This window comes from Cryobacterium sp. M91 (assembly GCF_002929615.1).
In the GTDB taxonomy this organism is placed as follows: Bacteria; Actinomycetota; Actinomycetes; order Actinomycetales; family Microbacteriaceae; genus Cryobacterium; species Cryobacterium levicorallinum.
On record NZ_PJJT01000073.1, the window covers coordinates 46,762 to 65,131 of the forward strand.

Genomic DNA, 18,370 nt, shown 5'->3' on the forward strand with positions numbered 1-18,370 from the left:
GGACACCCGACCTAGATCATGACGCGGCTGCTGATCACGCCTGCGGCGCTTGTGTGCATCGGCTCCTGACGCGAACGGGCGTGCTCGCGCAGCCGCTGGAAAGCTTGACCCATATTGATGCCGTTTCGTTCAGCGATGACTCCCTTGGCCTGCTCAATGAACACTCTGCTATTGAGGGCACGCTGTAGCTGTTCGTTTACCGTTGCATTCTCTCGAGCCGTGCGTTCATGGAGAAGGCTGATCGTCGCGACGTCGGCTAGGGCCTGACCAATTGTCGCGTCTTCATCACTCAACACGCCTTTCTTCGTTCGAAACAGATTAAGCGCCCCGATGGGGTGGGGACGAAAACGCATCGGAATGGCGTGAACGGATTGGAAGCCCTGGGACAATGCCGCGGCCTAAAAAAGTGGGGTAGAGATCCCCGTTGGTGGCGATATCGCTGAGCGTGACGACCTTTCCTGACCGATACGCGTCGATGCAGGGACCTGCTCCGGCTTCACGTTGCAAAACTTCAACGATCTGGCTTTCTTCACTCGTGGAGGCGACAACTTGCAGATTGCCGTTGTGGTCCGCTAGGAGGATGCCAGCTGCGGTGGCGTCAAGTAACACCACGCATTGGTCGACCAGGGTGTGCAGGAGATCGAGCACGTCATATTCGCCGACCAGTGCGTCAGCTAGTTCTACAAATGCTCCGCTTACCAGCGCGGCCCGGGTCATGCTCGTCATGCTCGTCATGCTCGTCATGCTCGTCATGCTCGTCATGCGGTTTAGTGTGGCTCTTAACTCGTAGCGGGTGGCGCGTCAAAGTCGAATGTCAGTGCTTTGGCAGGTTGCACGATCTTCCTCCTCAGTCCCAGTCAGTTCTGTCGAATGTGGGGAAACGAGCCCGACCGATGGTGCCGCCTACAGCCGTCTCCCAGCGAACACCGGTTACCTCGAAACAACCATCCCGATTACCTCCAAGGAACCATCCCGATTGCAAGGAGCGAACATGCCTTTCATCACCGTCACCGGTCAGAACGATCCGAGCGTTGAATTGCATTACGACGACGTCGGTGCAGGAAAGCCCGTCGTACTTATTCATGGTTGGCCCCTCAGCGGCAGATCCTGGGAGGGTCAGGTCCCCGCCCTGGTCGACGCCGGCTACCGGGTGATTACCTACGACCGTCGCGGGTTCGGCCAGTCGTCACAGCCCTGGAACGGGTACGACTACGACACGTTCGCTGCCGACCTGAAGACCGTTCTCGATACCCTGGACCTGCGGGATGTTACGCTCATCGGATTCTCGATGGGCGGCGGCGAGCTCGCCCGCTACGTCAGTACCTACGGCACCGACCGCATCGCGAAACTCGTCTTCGCCAGCGCGGTGCCGCCGTACCTCTGGAAATCTGAGGACAACCCTGACGGCGGTGTCGACGCCGACCTGGCCCAGTGGTTCCACGACGGTTTGACCGGCGACCGGCCGGCATTCCTGAACGAGTTCCTGACGATGTTCTTCACGGCGGGTAAACCGTCCTTGGTCAACAAGCCGAAGGTCAGTTCCGAACAGATTGCGTACAACCTCGATATCGCCCAGATGGCTTCACCGAAGGGCACGCTCGATTGCACCACCGCCTTCGCGACGACGGACTTTCGCGATGACCTGACGAAAATTACCATCCCGACCCTGGTGATTCACGGCGACTCTGACATCATCGTGCCGTTCGAGGTCAGCGGCAAGCGCACGCACGAGGCCATCTCCGGCAGCGTACTCGTATTGATCGAAGACGCCCCCCACGGTCTCACCGTTTCCCACAAGGACGAATGGAACCGGCACGTACTCGCGTTCCTCGCCAAGTAGCACGCCCGACCGGGCCCCCACCCACGATGCCGGACCCTGTCGGTACGCGGCGAGCCTGCAAGCTTTTCGTTACCTGTTCACCCGGTCACCCCAGACGTGGACGAGAACCCGCACGACGAGATAATGACCTCCAAGAACTGTCGGTGGGCAGCTTGGCCCCTTCGCATGTAAAGGTCTACTCGCAGAAAGTGACGCGGCAGTCAACGGCAGGCTGGAGTGGTCAGGGCTGGAATTTTCCCAGCACGCAGGCCGTGGTCGCTGACATCTGACCACCTGGGTATGGGTCTGCGCGGTGTAAGCCGCGACAGCCGCTCGCGTTGACGGAAACAAGAGCAGAAACTGCCCGGCGCTCTGATCGTTGGTGCCGTCAGTGGACCTGGTCGCTGGCACGACGTTCCACTCATTCGGGTCGTTCACAACCGACGTCAGGAAGCTACTGATCAGCCTGTATACGAGGGCACGATGCGTGGTATTCGGCGTGACTCGGGGTGCCTGAAGACCCGTGGCGAACTCGATCATCTTCACGATCTCGTGCGAACTATCCGAGTTCACGATGCGTCGCCACTCCATGTTGACGGCCTCACCCAAAACCACAAATCTGATGCCGCGTTCCAAATCGAACTGAATGCGCATGCCATCTTGTTCGTCGTGGAGTAGAACTACTGGTCCGTCGTCTTCAGCTGTGACGCGCGTCATGAGTAGATGCGGATGCCGGCGAACCAATTCGCTGGCAATCCACCAGGTCTGCGCCGTCATAAACCGGCTGGCCGCCGCAAAACGCGACTCAGAGGGGGGATTGAAAGTCACCGGAAGGCGATCTGGTGGCGGTGTGCGGATCGGGTAACTAAATCAGGATTCAACATTGAGATGGAGTGCTCCGTCGTTTCAGGGTTCTCACCCGCGCGGTCGCGCGGGAACCAAGCAATCCAGCCATCAGCGCGAGGACGTTTCAAAGTTATAGCGAAGTGACAAATCCTCATATTACGGATTTTTGAATCCAAACCGCTCCCCCCGAAAGAGTTACGGGCCACCACGATGCCCGTTTTCAGCTAGTGGCGATCAACTCGCGCGATGTGAAGTGCATGGTGAAACGCGGTGGCAGATGGTGGTCATTGCGCACATGTCAGATCCGCACCGCGATGGAAGACCTCGAAGCGCCTAATCGGTTGGTCCAGGTAGCCGATCACCTGAGAAGCCTCGCTGTTCCGCCAGAGCTCGTCATTGTTGATGGTGACCTAACTCGAACCGTGGGCGCCCGTCGTGCTGCCGAGCGGACGGCGTCGGCCCTGTGCATCAAGTGCCGAGGTGGCCAGAGGAGGTGACACCGAGATAACATGTACATGACGTACTCAACGTACGCTCGCATGTGCGCGCGGGTTCACCTGCGCAGAAAGGTCGAAATGCCACTTGTCGCCGATTACAGGACCTTTACAGACGTGCGCTCACATCTCAAGGAGGTGTTCGATGCAACCGCGCGCGGGCGAACCGTCACCGTGCAGCGCGATGGTCAGCTCTCTGCGGTCATGCCTGTGGATCGGCTCCGTACATACTTCTCTCGCACTGTATCGCCGCGCGTTCGCGTCACTCGGGAAGATGACCGCACCATTGCGTTGATGGAAGGTCGCCCCTTCGTGTCAGAGGGTACGGATGTTGACGGCGCGCTCGCTGACCTCGCCCTGTCGCTTCGTGAGTACGCCGAAGACTGGGACGACCGGCTGGAGCGTGCTCCGAATCACGCCGACAACTGGGCACTTGTGCAGCTCATCAAACTTTCAACCGACGAGCAGCTCCTCGAATGGCTTGAGCGCGGCGGTGAGTAAGCACCCGGCCACGACCCGCGAGGACCACGACGATTTCTGCGTGGCGGAGAAGTGGCAGCTCGTACGCGGCACATCAGGACAGCCTGTCAGGCATCACCGCACCTATGAGTTGGCGCTCTGGGACGGGCAAATCCTCCGAACACGAATCTCCAGGCCCGTCGACCGGTCGACGTACTCTGCCGGGATGTGGACCCACATCCTGCGAACCCAACTCACCGTTGACGCTGACGCGTTCTGGGCCTGTGTTCGTGACAAGAAGTTGCCGGACCGCGGGGCACCCGAAACCGTGACCCAGAGGGAGCCATTACCGCTGTATCTCGTTCGGGCGCTCCGCGAACTCGGCGTTGACGAAAGCGAGAGCCTGGCACTGACCGCGGTGGAAGCAGCGCAGCTGCTCGCCGAGAAGATGGCCCAGCGCTACGGCTACCAAAGCCGTTCATGAGTGATTCGACACCGTCGTAGAACATGTCTCCCGTTGATGCCTTCTCGCCCGCGAACAGGGCCACTACGACCCGTCCATCCGTCGGTGGGAACCAGAAGGTCAGCCGACGCGCAATCCCGACGCGGCGAATCCTCGCAGTCTGGCCATACAGAAACGTCCCGTCAGCCGTTGGCTTACGGAGCGCTTGACATGTCGGTTCCTATCGCCTACCCCGGACGTTAATCAGGGGTGACAACACCCTTGGCCGCTGCGAGCGGACACCGGCGGCATCCGCTCTCATGTGTCGAATATTTACGGACCTGTTCGCTAATTCGGGGCGGCAGGAACATGCTGTGGTCATGTCAGTCATCAAGGCCGCACCGCTGGAGCATATCCGGCGCGAGCGCAGCAGCATCAAGTGGACTCGGTTTCCCGCCGACGTACTTCCCTTGTTCGTTGCCGAGATGGATTACCCCCTGGCACCAGAGATCGTCGCGACCCTGGTGGAGCGCGTACAGGCTTCCGACACCGGCTACCTTGACGGCCCTGGGCCGCTTGCTCCGGCCTTCGCCGCGTTCGCCCTGAACCGCTGGGGCTGGAACGTAGACCCGAGCCACGTACATCTCGCCACGGACGTCAGTGTCGGCATCGTCGAGGCCCTGCGCCTGGCCGTGCCGGTTGGCGGCCGCGTCGCGATCACCCCGCCGGTCTACCCGCCGTTCTACGAACTGGTGGAGGAGGCCCTCGGTAACGTCGTGGAGACCCCCCTGATCGAGCACGGTGACACCTGGCTGTTCGACTTCGCGGCGCTGGAGCGCAGTTTCGCTTCCGGCGTCGATGCCTTCCTCCTGTGCAACCCGCACAACCCGCACGGCATCGTGTGGGCGCGGGCCACACTCGAGGAGCTCGCACGGCTCGCGGCCCACTATGACGTCTTCGTGATCTCCGACGAGATCCACGCCCCGCTCACCTACCCCGGCGCCATCTTCACTCCGTTCGCCCCGCTGGCCGTGGCCGCCGGCGCGCGCGCGGTGACCGTGACCTCGGCGAGCAAGGGCTGGAACATTGCCGGGCTCAAGTGCGCCATCATGGTCGCGGCCGATGATGCGACCAACGAGCTGTTGGGCCGCCTGCCCGAGGAAGTTGCCTGTCGCACCAGCATTCTCGGCCTGCACGCGAATATCGCCGCGTTCGGTTGTACCGACTGGCTCGACACTGCCATCGACCAAATTGTCAGCAACGATGCTCTCCTGGATTCCCTACTCCGCGAACACCTGCCCGCCGTGATCTATCACCGGCCGCGCGCCAGCTATCTTGCCTGGATGGATCTTCGCCACGTCGGTCTCGGGGACAATCCGTACCAGCGCATTCTCGACGATGCCCGCGTCGCCCTCAACAGCGGTGAGTCCTTCGGCCTCGGCGGTCAGGGCTTCGCCCGCCTCAACCTGGCCTGCTCCCCCGACACTCTGCGCGAGGCCGTCGTCCGCATCGCGGCGCTCGTCGCCCGAGTGTCGGCCGAGGCTGCGGCCTGATGACCACCTCTACACAAACGGATGCCCCGCTCCCGACCCACACCGACGCAACAGGAAGTTCCATGGCTACGCCAGCACCAGTATCCGCTTCACTCACGTCGTCACCGCTGAACTCTGACGCTCGTGAGGTCGTGGACCCGATTACCAACTGGGACGGCTTCAGCTTCGACACCCGCCAGGTGCACGTCGGCGAATACGCCGACGAAAACTGCGGCGCACGCATTCCGCCGCTCACCCTGAGCGCCGGCTACGTCTTCGACTCCTTCGACGACGGCGCCGCCCGGTTCAACGGTGGCTCCCGCGAACCCATTTACTCCCGGCAGGGCAACCCCACCAACGCGGTCGCCGAGCAGCGCCTCGCCTCGCTCGAGGGCGGCACCGCCTGTGTCGCCGTGTCGAGCGGGCAGGCCGCGATCAGCGCCGCCCTGTTCGCCTTGGCGGAAGCGGGCGAACACATCGTGTCGACCGCGAGCATTTACGGCGGTACCCGCATTCTGCTCGGTCGCAGCTTTCGCCGCATGGGCATCGAGGTCGACTACGTTTGGGACACCGACTCCGACGAAGCCTGGGACGCGGTCATTCGCCCGGAGACCAAGGCGATTTTCACCGAAACGATCCCCAACCCGCGCAACGACGTCGTGGATATCGCCCGCATTGCCGCCGTCGCCCGCCGCCACGGCATCCCCCTCGTCGTCGACAACACCGTGGCCACGCCGTACCTGATTCGCCCGTTCGAGCACGGCGCCGACATTGTCGTGCACTCGACCACCAAGTTTCTCAGCGGCCACGGCGCCGGTGTGTCCGGCGCGATCGTCGATGGCGGTACCTTCGACTGGGCGGCGAGTTCCCGCCGCTACCCGCTGCTCACCGACTCGCTACGTCCCGGCCTGCCGTCGCTGCTCGACCGGTTCGGCCCGGCCGCCTTCGCCCAGTATGTGCGCGAGGCCGTGGTCAACGACGTCGGCCCGGCGCTCTCCCCGTTCAACGGGTTTCTGCTGCACCAGGGCATCGAAACCCTGTCGCTGCGCATGGAACGCCACGTCGACAACTCCCGTGCCATCGCGCACTGGCTCGAAGAGCAGCCGGAGGTCGAGGTCGTCGACTACGCCGGCCTGCCGAGCAGCCCCCTGCACGACATTGCGCAGCAGTACTACAACGGGCGCACCGGCTCGGTCTTCGCCGTCACGGTCAGGGGCGGCATCGAGGGTGCCCGCGCCTTCACGAACGGCCTGCGGGTGTTCAGCCGCATGACCGGTATCGGCGACACCCGCTCGATGGTGCTGCATCCGCTGACCACCACCCACGCCTCCTTTGCCCCCGACCTCAACGCCCGCCTCGGCATCACCGCCGGAATGCTGCGCCTGTCAGTCGGAATCGAAGCGCTCGACGACCTTCTGCTCGATCTCCGCGGGGGGCTCGACCGAGTCGCCGGCATCCTCTAAACGCTAGGTAATCTGAACCAATGAACCTCAACGCAACAATTTTTTCTGCGCCCATTTTCTCCCGCAACACGGGCTTCCGCAGCACGGCTGCCCGCACCTCAGTTGCATTGGGCGCGCTCGTTCTGCTCGCTGCACTGAGCGGATGCGCTCCCGCTGATTCCGGCTCGTCGGCCTCACCTGCCGCGACCGCTGAAGCTTCCTCGGCCGACTGTGCCGGCGTCGCCGTCGTCGTGGACTTCGGTCTGCTTGACGCCGCCACGATCACCGAGTGCGTCGACGCGACCAAGGCCATCCCTGCGAGCGAGACCCTCGCAACGACGGGCACCACGACCGAGGGCAGCGTCGAATACGGCGACGCCATCGTCTGCCGCGTCAACGACCGCCCGGCCGCCGACGAAACCGTCGTGGTCGAGGGCCAGGAATCCTTCACCGAGAGCTGCGCCTCGATGCCACCGGCTTACGCCTACTGGGCGCTCTGGGTGAAGGCCACTCCCGACGCCGAATGGGAGTACGCCCAGGAGGGCATCGGCACGCTCGAGGTCGAACCCGGCCAGTCAGTGGGACTCGTCTACACGACCGGCACTGAAACGCCGACGCCCGGCAGCTAGTGTTTCGCCTGCGCCTGGCCCCGCTTCTCGCGGCAATCGTGCTCGCGGTGGGCTTCGTGCTGCTGCGGGTCGTCTACCGCGTGGTCTTCGGCGGCGCAGGCGCTGGCACCGGCCCGGTGCTCCTGGAGCTTCCCCGGCTCCGACTCGACGGGCCGTTCAGCCACATCACGCTGTTGGGCCCGATCACCTTGGTCGGTCTCGGCAATGCCGCGCTCAGCGCACTGCCGGTTGCCGCCATCATCGTGTTCTTCGGCCTGCTGAACGCGGTCATCAATGTGCAATCCCTGTTTGCGCGCGGTGCCGGTCGCGGCCCGCTGCGCGCCATCTCTCGTTCGCTCGTCATCGCCTGGGCGACCTTTCCGGCACTGCTGGAATCCGTGCGCCACGTGCGGGTTGCCCGCTCCCTGCGCGGAGAACGATCGATCGCGTCGCTGCTCGTGCCCATCTTCGAGCAGACAATCGAGCGCGCGCTCGCGCTGGCCGCGTCGATGGAAACCCGCGGATTCGCGGCGACCCGCGTCGTAACCGGCGTGTGCGAGGAACCGGTGGTGCTCCGGGATGTCAGATTGAACTTCGGTGCTGCGCCTGACAAGACGGGCTGGCACCTCGACGAGCTCAACGCTACCCTCAAGCCCGGCACTCTCACCGTTATCGTCGGCGCGACCGGGTCAGGCAAAACCAGCCTGCTGCACAGCATGAGCGGGCTGTTCCAGCACTTCTACGACGGCGTTCAGACCGGCACCGTCAACATTGGCGGTGCCGATCGGGCCTCGACTCCCCCGCGTGACACGGCCGGTTTCGTCGGACTCATAGCGCAAAACGTTCGGCTCGGCTTCACGGCGGAAACCGTGCACGACGAGATCGGCTTCGCCCTGGCTGTGCGCAACGTCACCCCGTCCATCGTGCACGCCCGCATTCTCCAGGTCGCCGCTCGGCTGAAAATCGAACACTTGGTCGACCGACCGATCGAGCGGCTCTCAGCGGGCGAGGCCAGCCTCGTCGCAATCGCGGCGGCCATCGTGAATCACCCCATCCTGTTGCTCGTCGACGAGCCGCTTGCCGACCTCGATAGAGCCGCCCGAGATCGGGTCTGCACCGTGCTTGGCCAGCTCGCCCACGAGGCCGACGTCTGCGTCGTCATCGCCGAACACAACACGAAGGAGTTCGCTTCGATAGCGGATGCCTGGCTCCAGATTCGAGGCAGCCAGCTGCACGAGGTCTCCGCCGGTGAGATGCAGGCGCTGTCGACCGCCGAGACTCTTACGCCGACGCCGGTCGCGTCGCGAGATTTCGGAACCGTGCCTGCTGTGCTGTTGGCAAGCATCCGCCGGCTGAGCGTTCGACACCGAACGAGTCTGGTCGTCGACGACGTGTCCTTCAAGGTGCAGGCCGGCGCGCTGATCGCGCTTCGGGGTAGCAACGGCGCCGGTAAAAGTAGCCTGTTGCGGGCGATGGCGTTGCCGACGGCTGCCGACACCGTCACCGTTGCCGGCCATGACGTGCACTCCCTCAAGCGGCGAACCCGTCGGCAGGCCGTGGCGCTGGTGCCCGAGAACTTCGATGACCTATTGTTTGCGATCACCGTGGCCGAGGAGTGTCGGCGGGCTAACCGCACTCTGGCTGGCGCCGATACGGCACAGACATTTGCGCAGCTGCTGGGTTTCGATGGCGTCGCGGATGCCGCGCACCTGCTGCAGCGCCACCCACGCGACCTCTCTTCCGGCGAACGCCTCTGCCTCGTGATGGCCATTCAACTCGCGGCCCGGCCCGCCCTGCTGCTCATCGACGAACCCACTCGCGGCCTCGACCTCACGTCGCGTGCCCTGGTGAGCGACGCTTTGCTCAAGGCCGCGAGCCACAGCGCTGCGGTTATTTTCGCGACCCACGACGACGACTTCGCGCGGGGTCTCGCCACCCGAATCCTGCGCATGGAAGCCGGCCGGCTCGAAGTCCCTATCGAGGTGCACTCGTGACGGTCATTGTGAGCGCGTGCCGGCGCATCCGCTGGACGTCGTGGATTCTGGGCAGCGGCAGCGTTCTCGCCGCCGCAGCCTTCGCCTGGCCGTTCTTCGTCGCGGCGGTGCCGGCCGACGCGCAGGTCGCCGTGCCGATCGTGGCGTTCGCGCTCATTCCGGCGCTCATCGTGGCCCTCACGCTCACCCTCGACCGGGAAATGTACACGGCGAAAACAGTGGCGCTGCTCGGTGTGCTCGCCGCGGTCGGTGCCGCGGTGCGAATCGCCGGTGCCGGCATGGGCGGGGTTGAGGCGGTGTTCGTGCTGCTGATTCTGGCCGGACGGGTCTACGGCGCGCGGTTCGGTTTTCTGCTCGGACTGCTCACCATCGCGGTGTCCTCCCTGCTCTGGGGCGGCTTCGGGCCCTGGACCCCGTTCCAGATGTTCGCCTGCGGCTGGGTCGGCGCCTGCGCAGGGCTGCTGCCGCACTGGCCGAAAGCGACCCCGACCGCACCCAGGACCCAACCGGCGTCGACCGCACAAGCGCCAAGCCAACCCGCGTATGGCGAGCCCGCGCAGCGCTGGCACCTCCCCAGGCTGAACGCGCAATCGCGGCTCACGACAGGGACGCGCTGGCGTGGGAGCCTCGAAATCGTGCTGCTGGCCGTCTACGGCGTCGTCTCGTCGTACCTGTTCGGCCTCATGATGAACCTCTGGTTCTGGCCGTTCGCCGTCGGTAGCGGTACCGGCATCTCCTACACGGCCGGGGCCGACGCCGGGCAGAACCTCGCCTCGTTCGCGTTGTACTCCCTGGTCACGTCAACCCTCACCTGGGACACCGTGCGGGCCATCACCACTGTGGTCGGCATCTCCCTGGTGGGCCCGGCCGTTCTCGCTGCCCTGCGCCGCGCGCGCCTGGGCCCCCGCTGACTCGTTCTCTGGCTCGAAGGCATCCGTTTCGCGCTGCGCGGGAGTTCTGGCCAGGCTACAAGTCCCGCGCACTGGCGCAGCTCCCGCGTGGCGCGAGCCCCCGAAGCCACCCCACGGCCGGATCTCCCGCGCATCGGCGTAACTCCCGCGCGTCTCGGCCCCGCAGCCGACGAGGCTCTGCAGCGAACACCCGCGCAATGGCGTAGCTCCCGCGCTTCGGCGCAGGTCCCGCTCAACTCAGTCCGGCCGTACCACGACCGCTGCCCCGAGCACCCGCTCACCGCCGCACCTCCCGTGCGGCTCGAGGCACTATACCGAGAAGTACTTCGCCTCCGGGTGGTGGAACACGAACGCGTCGGTCGACTGCTCGGGGTGCAGCTGCAGCTCCTCCGACAAGACCACGCCCATCCGCTCGGGTCTAAGCAGCTCGACCACCTTGCGGCGATCCTCCATCTCGGGGCAGGCCGGGTAGCCGAGCGAGAACCGGGCACCGCGATACTCGAGCTTGAACATGCCGGCGATATCGGTGGGATCTTCGCCGCCTACACCGAATTCCGAGCGGATGCGCGAGTGCCAGTATTCGGCCAGCGCCTCGGTCAGCTGCATGGTAAGCCCGTTGAGTTCCATGTAATCGCGGTACTGGTTCGCGGCGAACATTTGGGCCGTCACTGAGTCCACGTTCGCGCCGGCGGTGACCAGCTGGAGGGCGACGACATCCGTTTGGCCAGACGCGCGACCGCGCACGAAGTCGGCCAGGCACAGGTGTTTGTCACGGCGCTGCCGGGGAAAGTTGAAGCGCAGGCGGTCGGTGCCGAGCAAGCCGTCGGAACCGCCGTCGGGCGCGAGCAGTCCAGCCTGGCCGACCAGGCCGGTCGGGTCGTCGCCGTGGTGCAGCACGACCAGGTCGTCGCCGTCGGCAACCACCGGAAAGTAGCCGTAGGCGACGGAGGCATCGAGCATGCCCTCGCCCAGGATGCGGTCGAGCCAGTAACGCAGGCGCGGCCGACCGACGGTATCGACCAGTTCCTGGTAGCTCGCGCCATCTTCGGCCCGGCTGGGCTTGAGCCCCCACTGCCCCATGAACGTGGCGCGTTCGTCGAGGAAGGCCGAAAAGTCGGCTAGGGCCACGCCCTTGACGATGCGGGTGCCCCAGAACGGCGGCACCGGGATCGGGTTGTCGCTCGCGACCTCGGACCGAGCGGGCATCTCCTCGGGTTCGGTCAAGGTGAGCAGACTCTTCTTGTGGATGCGTTTCTTGAGCGGCGGCAGGCCGACCGATTTGGGGTCGGCACCGCGGGCGATGGCCACGAGGGGTTCCATCAGGGCGAGGCCCTCAAACGCGTCGCGGGCGTAGCGCACCTGCCCGGCGAAGACGCTGTCAAGGTCGTCCTCCACGTAGGAGCGGGTGAGTGCGGCGCCACCGAGCAGGATCGGCCACTTGTCAGCGAGGCCGCGCGATTCGAGTTCGAGCAGGTTCTCTTTCATCACCACCGTGGATTTCACGAGCAGCCCGCTCATGCCAATCACGTCGGCGTTGTGTTCTTCAGCCACCCGAATGAACTCAGCAATCGGCTGTTTGATGCCGATGTTGATCACGTCGTAGCCGTTGTTAGTGAGGATGATGTCGACGAGGTTCTTGCCGATGTCGTGCACGTCGCCGCGCACGGTGCCGAGCACGATCGTGCCCTTGCCGGCGGCTTCGGATTTCTCCATATGCGGCTCGAGCAGTGCGACGGCGGCTTTCATGACCTCGGCGGATTGCAGTACGAACGGCAGTTGCATTTCGCCGCTGCCGAAGCGGGCGCCGACGACCTGCATGCCCACGAGCAGGTGCACGTTGACGATGTCGAGAGCGCTCAGCCCCCCCGCCCGGGCAAGGTCGAGGTCGGCTTCAAGGCCCTTGGCCTCGCCGTCGATAATGCGGCGCTCCAGCCGTTCGCCCACCGGCAGGGCCGCCAGTTCGGCGGCACGTTCGTCCTTCAATGCGGCGGAGTCGACGCCGGCGAACAGGTCGAGCAGGGCCACCAGAGGGTCATAGGTGAGGGTGCCTTCGGCGTCGTATTCGCGGCGGTCCCAGACCAGGTCCATGGCCACCTTTCGGCGGTCATCGGGCACCGAGGCGAGCGGCACGATCTTGGCGGAGTTGACGATGGCGGAGTCGAGGCCGGCCTCGGTGGCTTCGTGCAAAAACACCGAGTTGAGCACCGACCGGGCGGCCGGGTTGAGTCCGAACGACACGTTCGACACGCCGAGCGTCGTGTGGATGCCGGGGTATTTCGCCTTGATCTGGCGGATCGCCTCGATAGTTTCGATGCCGTCGCGGCGGGTTTCCTCCTGGCCGGTCGCGATCGGAAAGGTGAGGGCGTCGACGATGATGTCCTCGACCCGCATACCCCACACGTTCACGAGGGTCTCGACCAGCCGGGTGGCGATGCGCACCTTGTGTTCGGCGGTGCGGGCCTGCCCTTCTTCATCGATGGTGAGGGCGATCACGGCGGCGCCGTGCTCCTTCACGAGCGGCATGATGCGGCCGAACCGGGAGGTCGGCCCCTCGCCGTCTTCGAAGTTGACCGAGTTCACCACCGGGCGGCCGCCGATGAGTTCCATGCCGGCCTGCAGCACGGCCGGTTCGGTCGAGTCCACCACGAGCGGCAGGGTCGAGGCGCTGGCCAGCCGGGAGACGACCTGTTTCATGTCGGCGACGCCGTCGCGGCCGACGTAGTCGATGCACACGTCGAGCAGGTGGGCGCCGTCCCGCACCTGGCTGCGGGCGATGTCGACGCAGTCGTCCCAGTTCTCGGCGAGCATTGCATCGCGGAACGCGCGCGAGCCGTTGGCGTTAGTGCGCTCGCCGATGGCGAGGAAGGCGCTGTCCTGGTCGAAGCTCACGTGCTGGTACAAGCTTGCGACGCCGGCATCCGCTTCGAGCGTTCGCGGTTTAACGGTGACACCACGCAACCGTTCGACCACGGCGGTCATGTGTGCGGGAGTCGTACCGCAGCATCCGCCCACCAGCCCCAGCCCGAATTCCTTCACGAATTGTTCGTGTGCCGTGGCGAGCTGGTCAGGGGTGAGCGGGTAGCTCGCGCCGGTCTTGGTCAGCTGCGGCAGGCCGGCGTTCGGCATACAGATGACGGGAACGCGGGAGAATTTGGAAAGGTGGCGCAGGTGCTCGCTCATCTCGGTCGGTCCGGTGGCGCAGTTCAGGCCGATCGCGTCGATGCCGAGGGGTTCGAGCGCCGTCAGGGCTGCGCCGATCTCGCTGCCCATCAGCATGGTTCCGGTGGTCTCCACCGTCACCTCGACGAAAATCGGCAAGCGGATGCCGGTCTCGGTAATGGCCTGCTTGCATCCGTTCACCGCGCTCTTGGTCTGCAGCAGATCCTGCGAGGTTTCGATCAAAAACGCGTCGGCGCCACCGCGGATCAACCCGAGCGCCTGCTCGGCGAAGGTGGCCTTGAGGTTGGCGTAGGTGGTGTGGCCGAGGCTGGGCAGTTTGGTGCCGGGGCCCATCGAGCCGAGCACCCAGCGCACCCGGCCGTCGCGGGCTTCGAAATTTTCGGCGCTGGTGCGGGCGATCTCCGCGCCGAGCCTGGCGAGCTCTTCAATGCGGTCCTCAATGCCGTAGTCGGAGAGGTTGGACCAGTTCGCGCCGAAGGTGTTGGTCTCGATGGCGTCGATGCCGGTCGCGAGGTAGACGTCGTGGATGGCCGCGATGATATCGGGGCGGCTCACGTTGAGGATCTCGTTGCAGCCCTCCAACTGCTGGTAGTCCTCGAGAGTGGGATTGTGCTCCTGCAGCATGGTGCCCATCGCGCCGTCCGCGATCACCACGGAGTTCGTCACGGCATCCAACAGGGCCTGGGATCGAGCCGGGCGCGCCGCTTCGACAAGTATTTCGGCGGCAGTCGTTCGCTCAGTGCTCATTGGCTCAGCTTAACGGCGGGCATCGGCACTCCGACGAGGAGGCGTAACGAATCTTAGTGTGCGGGCCCCGGCCCGATGAGTCTGCCCGATTTTAGGACTCAATGTCCACGTGGAGCCAGGGGCCGCTCGATGAATGGTGGTCGTACCGTGTGCAGAACCGGTACTGGAGCCCCCGCGTTGCCACCATTATCGAGCGATGCCCTGGCCGATCCTCCCCCGAGAACCCACGTTAGACATGTCTATCATAGCCCAATATGGGCGCCGGTGCATACTTGCGGTGGCCGATCCCGCTGCGGGGTAGGCTAATGGGCTAACAGGGGGCATCGTATGAGCTACGAAGCACGGCAGAAACGGGCACACACGATGGTGTCCGACCTCGGTCTGCCCCGCCCACTGACGGCTGAATTGCTGCACCGGCACATGGAATCGGTGCGTGGAAAAAAGATCGTGGTGCAGAGCGCGACCCCCCGCATGCTGGAGTCGGGGCTCTGCGGGCTGTGGATCGCCGTGGCCGGTGAGAACTTTGATCGAATCCATTTGGCACCAACCACCTCCCCGGTGCACCGCCAGCAATTCCTCAACCACGAGTTCGGTCACATGATTCTCGATCACGAGAAAGAACTCATTCCTGCGGAACGAATTGCGCTGCTGGCACCCCTGATTCCGATCGACGCGATCGCCTACGCCCTGTCGCGGAGCCAGTTCACCGATGAGCAGGAGGCCCTGGCCGAAGCCATCGGAGATCGATTGGCCCTCATCATGCTGCAGGACGCACCCGAAGCTGTCCAGGGCACCCCCACCGGATTCGGACGAGTTCTCTAGTGCAAGCGACCATCCTCATTACCGCGTCCGGAATCCTCTGGACAGCTGCGATCCTCTGCCTGCCTTCAGCCATCAGAGGGCGTCGCCGCTCGCTTTTGTGGTTCTTGTCTTCATTTGCCCTAACCATGAGCTTGCAGCCAAAACCCGTGTACTACGCTGTAGATTCAATCCTGGGCGGCGTAAATACAACCTACTTTCTGTTCCATGCTGTGGCGATCGCCACTGTAGGGCTGGCCGACCTGATGGTCCAGGAGGCGGTCAGCGGCTCTGCTATCACGCGCAGTCGACGAAGGATCACCGCACTCGTCGGGGGCATAATTATTTCACTGCAAGCCACCTTGTTTTTCTCAAGCGAGTGGCGCTTGACGCAGAACATCTCCCAGTCGTATATCGCCCGGTGGGACTACACCGCTTACGCGTCGACGACCTGGGCCACCATCGCACTCTTCTCAGTCTCGGTTTCCTATGCCTGTCTGACTGACTTGCGCACCCAGTCCAGACCCGTAACCAGGTCGGCCCTCAGCTTGATGATCCTCGGATGCCTGTGCATTCTGACCTATGCCGTGAACAGCCTCATCGGTGCTTCACAGACAGCTCTCGATCCGAACTTTGTCTTGCCGGAGTGGCGTGAATCTGTGCAGAGACTGGTCTTACTCGTCGCCCCGATCAGTCTCGGGGTCGGCTTGGGACTCACTCCATCCGCTGACGGGCTGGCCGCCGCCCGAAAGAATTACCGCGACCGCGTGCTGCTCTGGAAGATCACGCCGCTGTGGCAACGCCTCCTGGCCGACACTCCCGAACTCAGTATCGAACGAGAGCTGTCACCGCTTCAGCTACTCACCGTGCGCAGTCCCGGAGTGCACCTCTATCGGCGGCACGTCGAAATTCGTGACAGTCTGCTATTGCGCCCCGGGCAGGCCCTGTCCCCCGCCGACCTGGCCGTGATCGACCTGGCCGAAGCGCGCACGCAGGCCCGAACCACCGCTCTGGCCGGGGTGACCAGATGACCGTCGCGCGGGGCGCCGACGAGGTGAGCCCCCAGGTGGAATTGGCGCGCAAACTCAACTTACTGCTTGACGTCGTCGTCGCTGAAGGAAATACTCCGTACACCTATCGCCAGATCGAAGCGGGGCTCAAGGAACGCGGCCTGACCCTGTCGCGAGCTCGCTGGGCGTACATGATCACCGGCGAAGGACCGCTCGTCACCGATCCGGCATTGCTCACCGGAATCGCCGAGTTCTTCCGCATCCCTCCGGAGTACATGCTCGGCTCCGATGGCGACCTGCCCGAACGGGTCGACGCGCAACTCGCCTTCGTGAAGAGCCTGCGCGTTGCGCGCGTGGTGAGCTTCGCTGCCCGGATGCTCGGCGATGTCTCCCCCGAAACCCTCCGGTCGATCACCGAGCTGCTCGAAAGCGACACTCCCGTTCCACCTCCGGATTCAATAGATCACGCATAGTGGTCCCATCCTCAACCGCAAGGAGTTTCCGTGCCCATCACTGCTTTTCTCGACATCCATGTGAAAACCGAGTCTCTCGCTGACGCTCCTGACATCCTGCACGAGACTCTCATCGTTACCAGAGCCTTCAATGGATGTCTTGGCGTGGATGTCCTCGTCGATACCGAAGACCCCACCCACTTCGTACTCGTGGAGAAGTGGGCGTCACTGGAGCACGACGCCGCCTACCGCACCTTTCGAGCCGGGCCAGGAAAATCACCCCTCGGAGCAGTCCTGGCCGGCCCGCCCCTGCTGACCAAGTTCGAAATCGCCAGGGATATCTAAGGCACTATCCGAGGTGCGCGACCGCTTCTGCCGTGCCGCCAGACATCGTCAGCGCCCGGTTCCACCGGCGATGGCGTAGGACCACAGCTCACTGCTCACACCGACCGGGCGCGCGGCCGGCTCGCCGTCTTTCGGCGTCTCGCTGCGGTGCCCGTGCGCGAAGGACGGCGAGGTGAGCCAGGCCTGAAAGGATTCCTCATCGGCCCAGCGGGTCACGACGAGCCAGGTCAGGCGGTCGTCGGTCGGCTTGAGCAGTTCGAAGCCCTCAAAACCGGGGCGGTCGTCGACGGCACCGGCGCGGGCGACGAAGCGCTGGGCGAGCTCGTCGCCGCCATCGCTCGGCACGGTGATGGCGTTGATTTTGATGATCGTCATGGGGCTGCTTCCTGTTTGACCGGTCGTGGGTGTGTGTCCCATGCTGCCACTGTCGGCTGCGTGCCCGCGCCGCGAACCGCTCGCCATTCAGGCTCGATGCTTATGCTGGAGGGACCATGCGACTTCTTTTGATCCGTCACGGCCAGACTCCCGGCAACGTTCTCGGGCGGCTCGACACCGCGCATCCCGGTCCGGGCCTGACCAATCTCGGTCTGCGCCAGGCCGCTGCGATTCCCGATGCCCTGCGCTCCGACCCGATCGACGCCATCTTCGTATCAACGCTCCAGCGCACCCAGCTAACGGCGCATCCGCTCGCCGTCGACCGCGGTCTAGAGCTGCAGGTCGCCGGGGGTTTGCACGAGATCGAAGCCGGGTCGCTGGAGGGTCTGCGTGATCGGGCATCCGTTCGTGCCTATTTAGAGACCGCGGTGGCCTGGGGTTCCGGCGATCTTGATAAGCGGATGCCGGGTGCTCACGACGGCCACGATTTCCTGCGTCGGTTCGACGTAGACATTGCTGCGGCGGCGGGGCGCTCGGAAGTGGCGGCGGTGTTCAGCCACGGCGCGGCGATTCGGGTGTGGACGGCCGCGCGTGCCCAGAACGTGCCGCCCACTTTCGCCAGTGAGAACGAGCTCGATAACACCGGTGTGGTCGAGCTCACCGGCTCGCCAGAGGACGGTTGGACCCTGCTGTCTTGGGCCGGCCTCCCGGTCGGCGGCATGGCGCTGGCCGACCTCGGCGCGGCCGACCCACTGGGCGAACCGCTCGCCGAGGTGTGATTTGGCGGCATCCGTTTGCCGACCCGTGAGTCTCGACCTGATTTCAACGGGCAAAGTCAAGTGGTCAGGGCAACGCGGGGGTTTTTGCTTCGAGAAGTAGCTGGTTGAGGCGGTAGGCGGGGGTTTCGAGGTTGAGG

Annotated in this window: 18 protein-coding genes; 13 read left to right on the top strand and 5 right to left on the bottom strand. The window is 64.4% G+C overall.

What is annotated here, in order from left to right; all coding sequences use genetic code 11:
• Positions 1-11: 11 nt before the first annotated feature.
• Entirely contained in the window at positions 12-293 is a 282-nt protein-coding gene (locus CXY80_RS20680) for an ANTAR domain-containing protein (RefSeq protein WP_369828622.1), read from the bottom strand.
• A gap of 25 nt (positions 294-318) precedes the next feature.
• Complete coding sequence (locus CXY80_RS20685) at positions 319-762, bottom strand: hypothetical protein (RefSeq protein ID WP_369828623.1); 444 nt, start codon at positions 760-762, stop codon at positions 319-321.
• A 229-nt stretch (positions 763-991) separates the two neighbouring features.
• Here CXY80_RS20685 and CXY80_RS04145 point away from each other — a divergent pair, with 229 nt between their 5' ends.
• Positions 992-1,840, top strand: a complete 849-nt coding sequence (locus CXY80_RS04145; protein ID WP_092452181.1) for an alpha/beta fold hydrolase — start codon at positions 992-994, stop codon at positions 1,838-1,840.
• Between the two features lie 69 nt (positions 1,841-1,909).
• On the opposite strand, the gene CXY80_RS04150 is transcribed toward CXY80_RS04145, so the two are convergent.
• The gene (locus tag CXY80_RS04150; protein WP_146070673.1) at positions 1,910-2,647 is read right to left on the bottom strand and encodes a hypothetical protein; all 738 of its coding nucleotides are present in this window, start codon (positions 2,645-2,647) and stop codon (positions 1,910-1,912) included.
• Between the two features lie 593 nt (positions 2,648-3,240).
• Here CXY80_RS04150 and CXY80_RS04155 point away from each other — a divergent pair.
• The 7 genes from CXY80_RS04155 (at position 3,241) to CXY80_RS04185 (ending at position 10,547) form a co-directional block, all read left to right on the top strand.
• Positions 3,241-3,660, top strand: coding sequence for a prevent-host-death protein (locus CXY80_RS04155; protein ID WP_104131715.1), 420 nt, complete (start codon positions 3,241-3,243; stop codon positions 3,658-3,660).
• A 184-nt stretch (positions 3,661-3,844) separates the two neighbouring features.
• Positions 3,845-4,102, top strand: coding sequence for a hypothetical protein (locus tag CXY80_RS20030; protein WP_233194954.1), 258 nt, complete (start codon positions 3,845-3,847; stop codon positions 4,100-4,102).
• A gap of 338 nt (positions 4,103-4,440) precedes the next feature.
• Positions 4,441-5,613 carry a MalY/PatB family protein gene (locus tag CXY80_RS04165; RefSeq protein ID WP_092452234.1) on the top strand — a complete coding sequence of 391 codons (1,173 nt, stop codon included), beginning with the start codon at positions 4,441-4,443 and terminating at the stop codon, positions 5,611-5,613.
• Complete coding sequence (locus tag CXY80_RS04170; RefSeq protein WP_233194957.1) at positions 5,613-7,055, top strand: O-acetylhomoserine aminocarboxypropyltransferase/cysteine synthase family protein; 1,443 nt, start codon at positions 5,613-5,615, stop codon at positions 7,053-7,055. Before CXY80_RS04165 ends, CXY80_RS04170 begins: the two co-directional genes overlap by 1 nt.
• Positions 7,056-7,075: 20 nt before the next feature.
• Positions 7,076-7,663, top strand: a complete 588-nt coding sequence (locus CXY80_RS04175; protein ID WP_092452195.1) for a hypothetical protein — start codon at positions 7,076-7,078, stop codon at positions 7,661-7,663.
• Positions 7,663-9,636 (top strand): ATP-binding cassette domain-containing protein, encoded by a 1,974-nt coding sequence (locus CXY80_RS04180; protein ID WP_104131716.1) that lies wholly within the window; start codon positions 7,663-7,665, stop codon positions 9,634-9,636. The genes CXY80_RS04175 and CXY80_RS04180 overlap by 1 nt, the downstream gene beginning before the upstream one ends.
• Positions 9,633-10,547, top strand: a complete 915-nt coding sequence (locus tag CXY80_RS04185) for an ECF transporter S component (protein WP_146070674.1) — start codon at positions 9,633-9,635, stop codon at positions 10,545-10,547. The genes CXY80_RS04180 and CXY80_RS04185 overlap by 4 nt, the downstream gene beginning before the upstream one ends.
• Before the next feature lie 309 nt (positions 10,548-10,856).
• On the opposite strand, the gene metH is transcribed toward CXY80_RS04185, so the two are convergent.
• Positions 10,857-14,474, bottom strand: coding sequence for a methionine synthase (metH, locus tag CXY80_RS04190; protein ID WP_104131717.1), 3,618 nt, complete (start codon positions 14,472-14,474; stop codon positions 10,857-10,859).
• Between the two features lie 327 nt (positions 14,475-14,801).
• Between metH and CXY80_RS04195 the strand changes: the two genes are divergently transcribed.
• From CXY80_RS04195 to CXY80_RS04210, 4 genes are all read left to right on the top strand, one after another.
• Positions 14,802-15,296, top strand: coding sequence for a hypothetical protein (locus CXY80_RS04195; RefSeq protein WP_146070675.1), 495 nt, complete (start codon positions 14,802-14,804; stop codon positions 15,294-15,296).
• Between the two features lie 362 nt (positions 15,297-15,658).
• Positions 15,659-16,303, top strand: coding sequence for a DUF6545 domain-containing protein (locus tag CXY80_RS04200; RefSeq protein ID WP_146070676.1), 645 nt, complete (start codon positions 15,659-15,661; stop codon positions 16,301-16,303).
• Positions 16,300-16,755, top strand: coding sequence for a hypothetical protein (locus CXY80_RS04205; protein ID WP_104131720.1), 456 nt, complete (start codon positions 16,300-16,302; stop codon positions 16,753-16,755). The genes CXY80_RS04200 and CXY80_RS04205 overlap by 4 nt, the downstream gene beginning before the upstream one ends.
• A 30-nt stretch (positions 16,756-16,785) precedes the next feature.
• A complete protein-coding gene (locus tag CXY80_RS04210; protein WP_104131721.1) occupies positions 16,786-17,079 on the top strand; it encodes a putative quinol monooxygenase in 294 nt (97 codons plus the stop codon).
• Positions 17,080-17,127: 48 nt separating this feature from the next.
• Here the strand turns inward: CXY80_RS04210 and CXY80_RS04215 are convergent, their stop codons facing one another.
• A complete protein-coding gene (locus tag CXY80_RS04215) occupies positions 17,128-17,454 on the bottom strand; it encodes an antibiotic biosynthesis monooxygenase (protein ID WP_104131722.1) in 327 nt (108 codons plus the stop codon).
• Positions 17,455-17,570: 116 nt separating this feature from the next.
• On the opposite strand from CXY80_RS04215, the gene CXY80_RS04220 reads away from it, so the two are divergent.
• Entirely contained in the window at positions 17,571-18,233 is a 663-nt protein-coding gene (locus CXY80_RS04220; protein WP_104131723.1) for a histidine phosphatase family protein, read from the top strand.
• Positions 18,234-18,370 lie beyond the last annotated feature (137 nt).

Excerpts from the sequence above, each read along its gene's own strand:
- CXY80_RS20685 (WP_369828623.1), bottom strand. The coding sequence starts at position 762 with ATGACGAGCATGACGAGCATGACGAGCATGACGAGCATGACGAGCATG.
- CXY80_RS04145 (WP_092452181.1), top strand. The coding sequence starts at position 992 with ATGCCTTTCATCACCGTCACCGGTCAGAACGATCCGAGCGTTGAATTG.
- CXY80_RS04155 (WP_104131715.1), top strand. The coding sequence starts at position 3,241 with ATGCCACTTGTCGCCGATTACAGGACCTTTACAGACGTGCGCTCACAT.
- CXY80_RS20030 (WP_233194954.1), top strand. The coding sequence starts at position 3,845 with ATGTGGACCCACATCCTGCGAACCCAACTCACCGTTGACGCTGACGCG.
- CXY80_RS04165 (WP_092452234.1), top strand. The coding sequence starts at position 4,441 with ATGTCAGTCATCAAGGCCGCACCGCTGGAGCATATCCGGCGCGAGCGC.
- CXY80_RS04170 (WP_233194957.1), top strand. The coding sequence starts at position 5,613 with ATGACCACCTCTACACAAACGGATGCCCCGCTCCCGACCCACACCGAC.
- CXY80_RS04175 (WP_092452195.1), top strand. The coding sequence starts at position 7,076 with ATGAACCTCAACGCAACAATTTTTTCTGCGCCCATTTTCTCCCGCAAC.
- metH (WP_104131717.1), bottom strand. The coding sequence starts at position 14,474 with ATGAGCACTGAGCGAACGACTGCCGCCGAAATACTTGTCGAAGCGGCG.
- CXY80_RS04195 (WP_146070675.1), top strand. The coding sequence starts at position 14,802 with ATGAGCTACGAAGCACGGCAGAAACGGGCACACACGATGGTGTCCGAC.
- CXY80_RS04205 (WP_104131720.1), top strand. The coding sequence starts at position 16,300 with ATGACCGTCGCGCGGGGCGCCGACGAGGTGAGCCCCCAGGTGGAATTG.
- CXY80_RS04215 (WP_104131722.1), bottom strand. The coding sequence starts at position 17,454 with ATGACGATCATCAAAATCAACGCCATCACCGTGCCGAGCGATGGCGGC.
- CXY80_RS04220 (WP_104131723.1), top strand. The coding sequence starts at position 17,571 with ATGCGACTTCTTTTGATCCGTCACGGCCAGACTCCCGGCAACGTTCTC.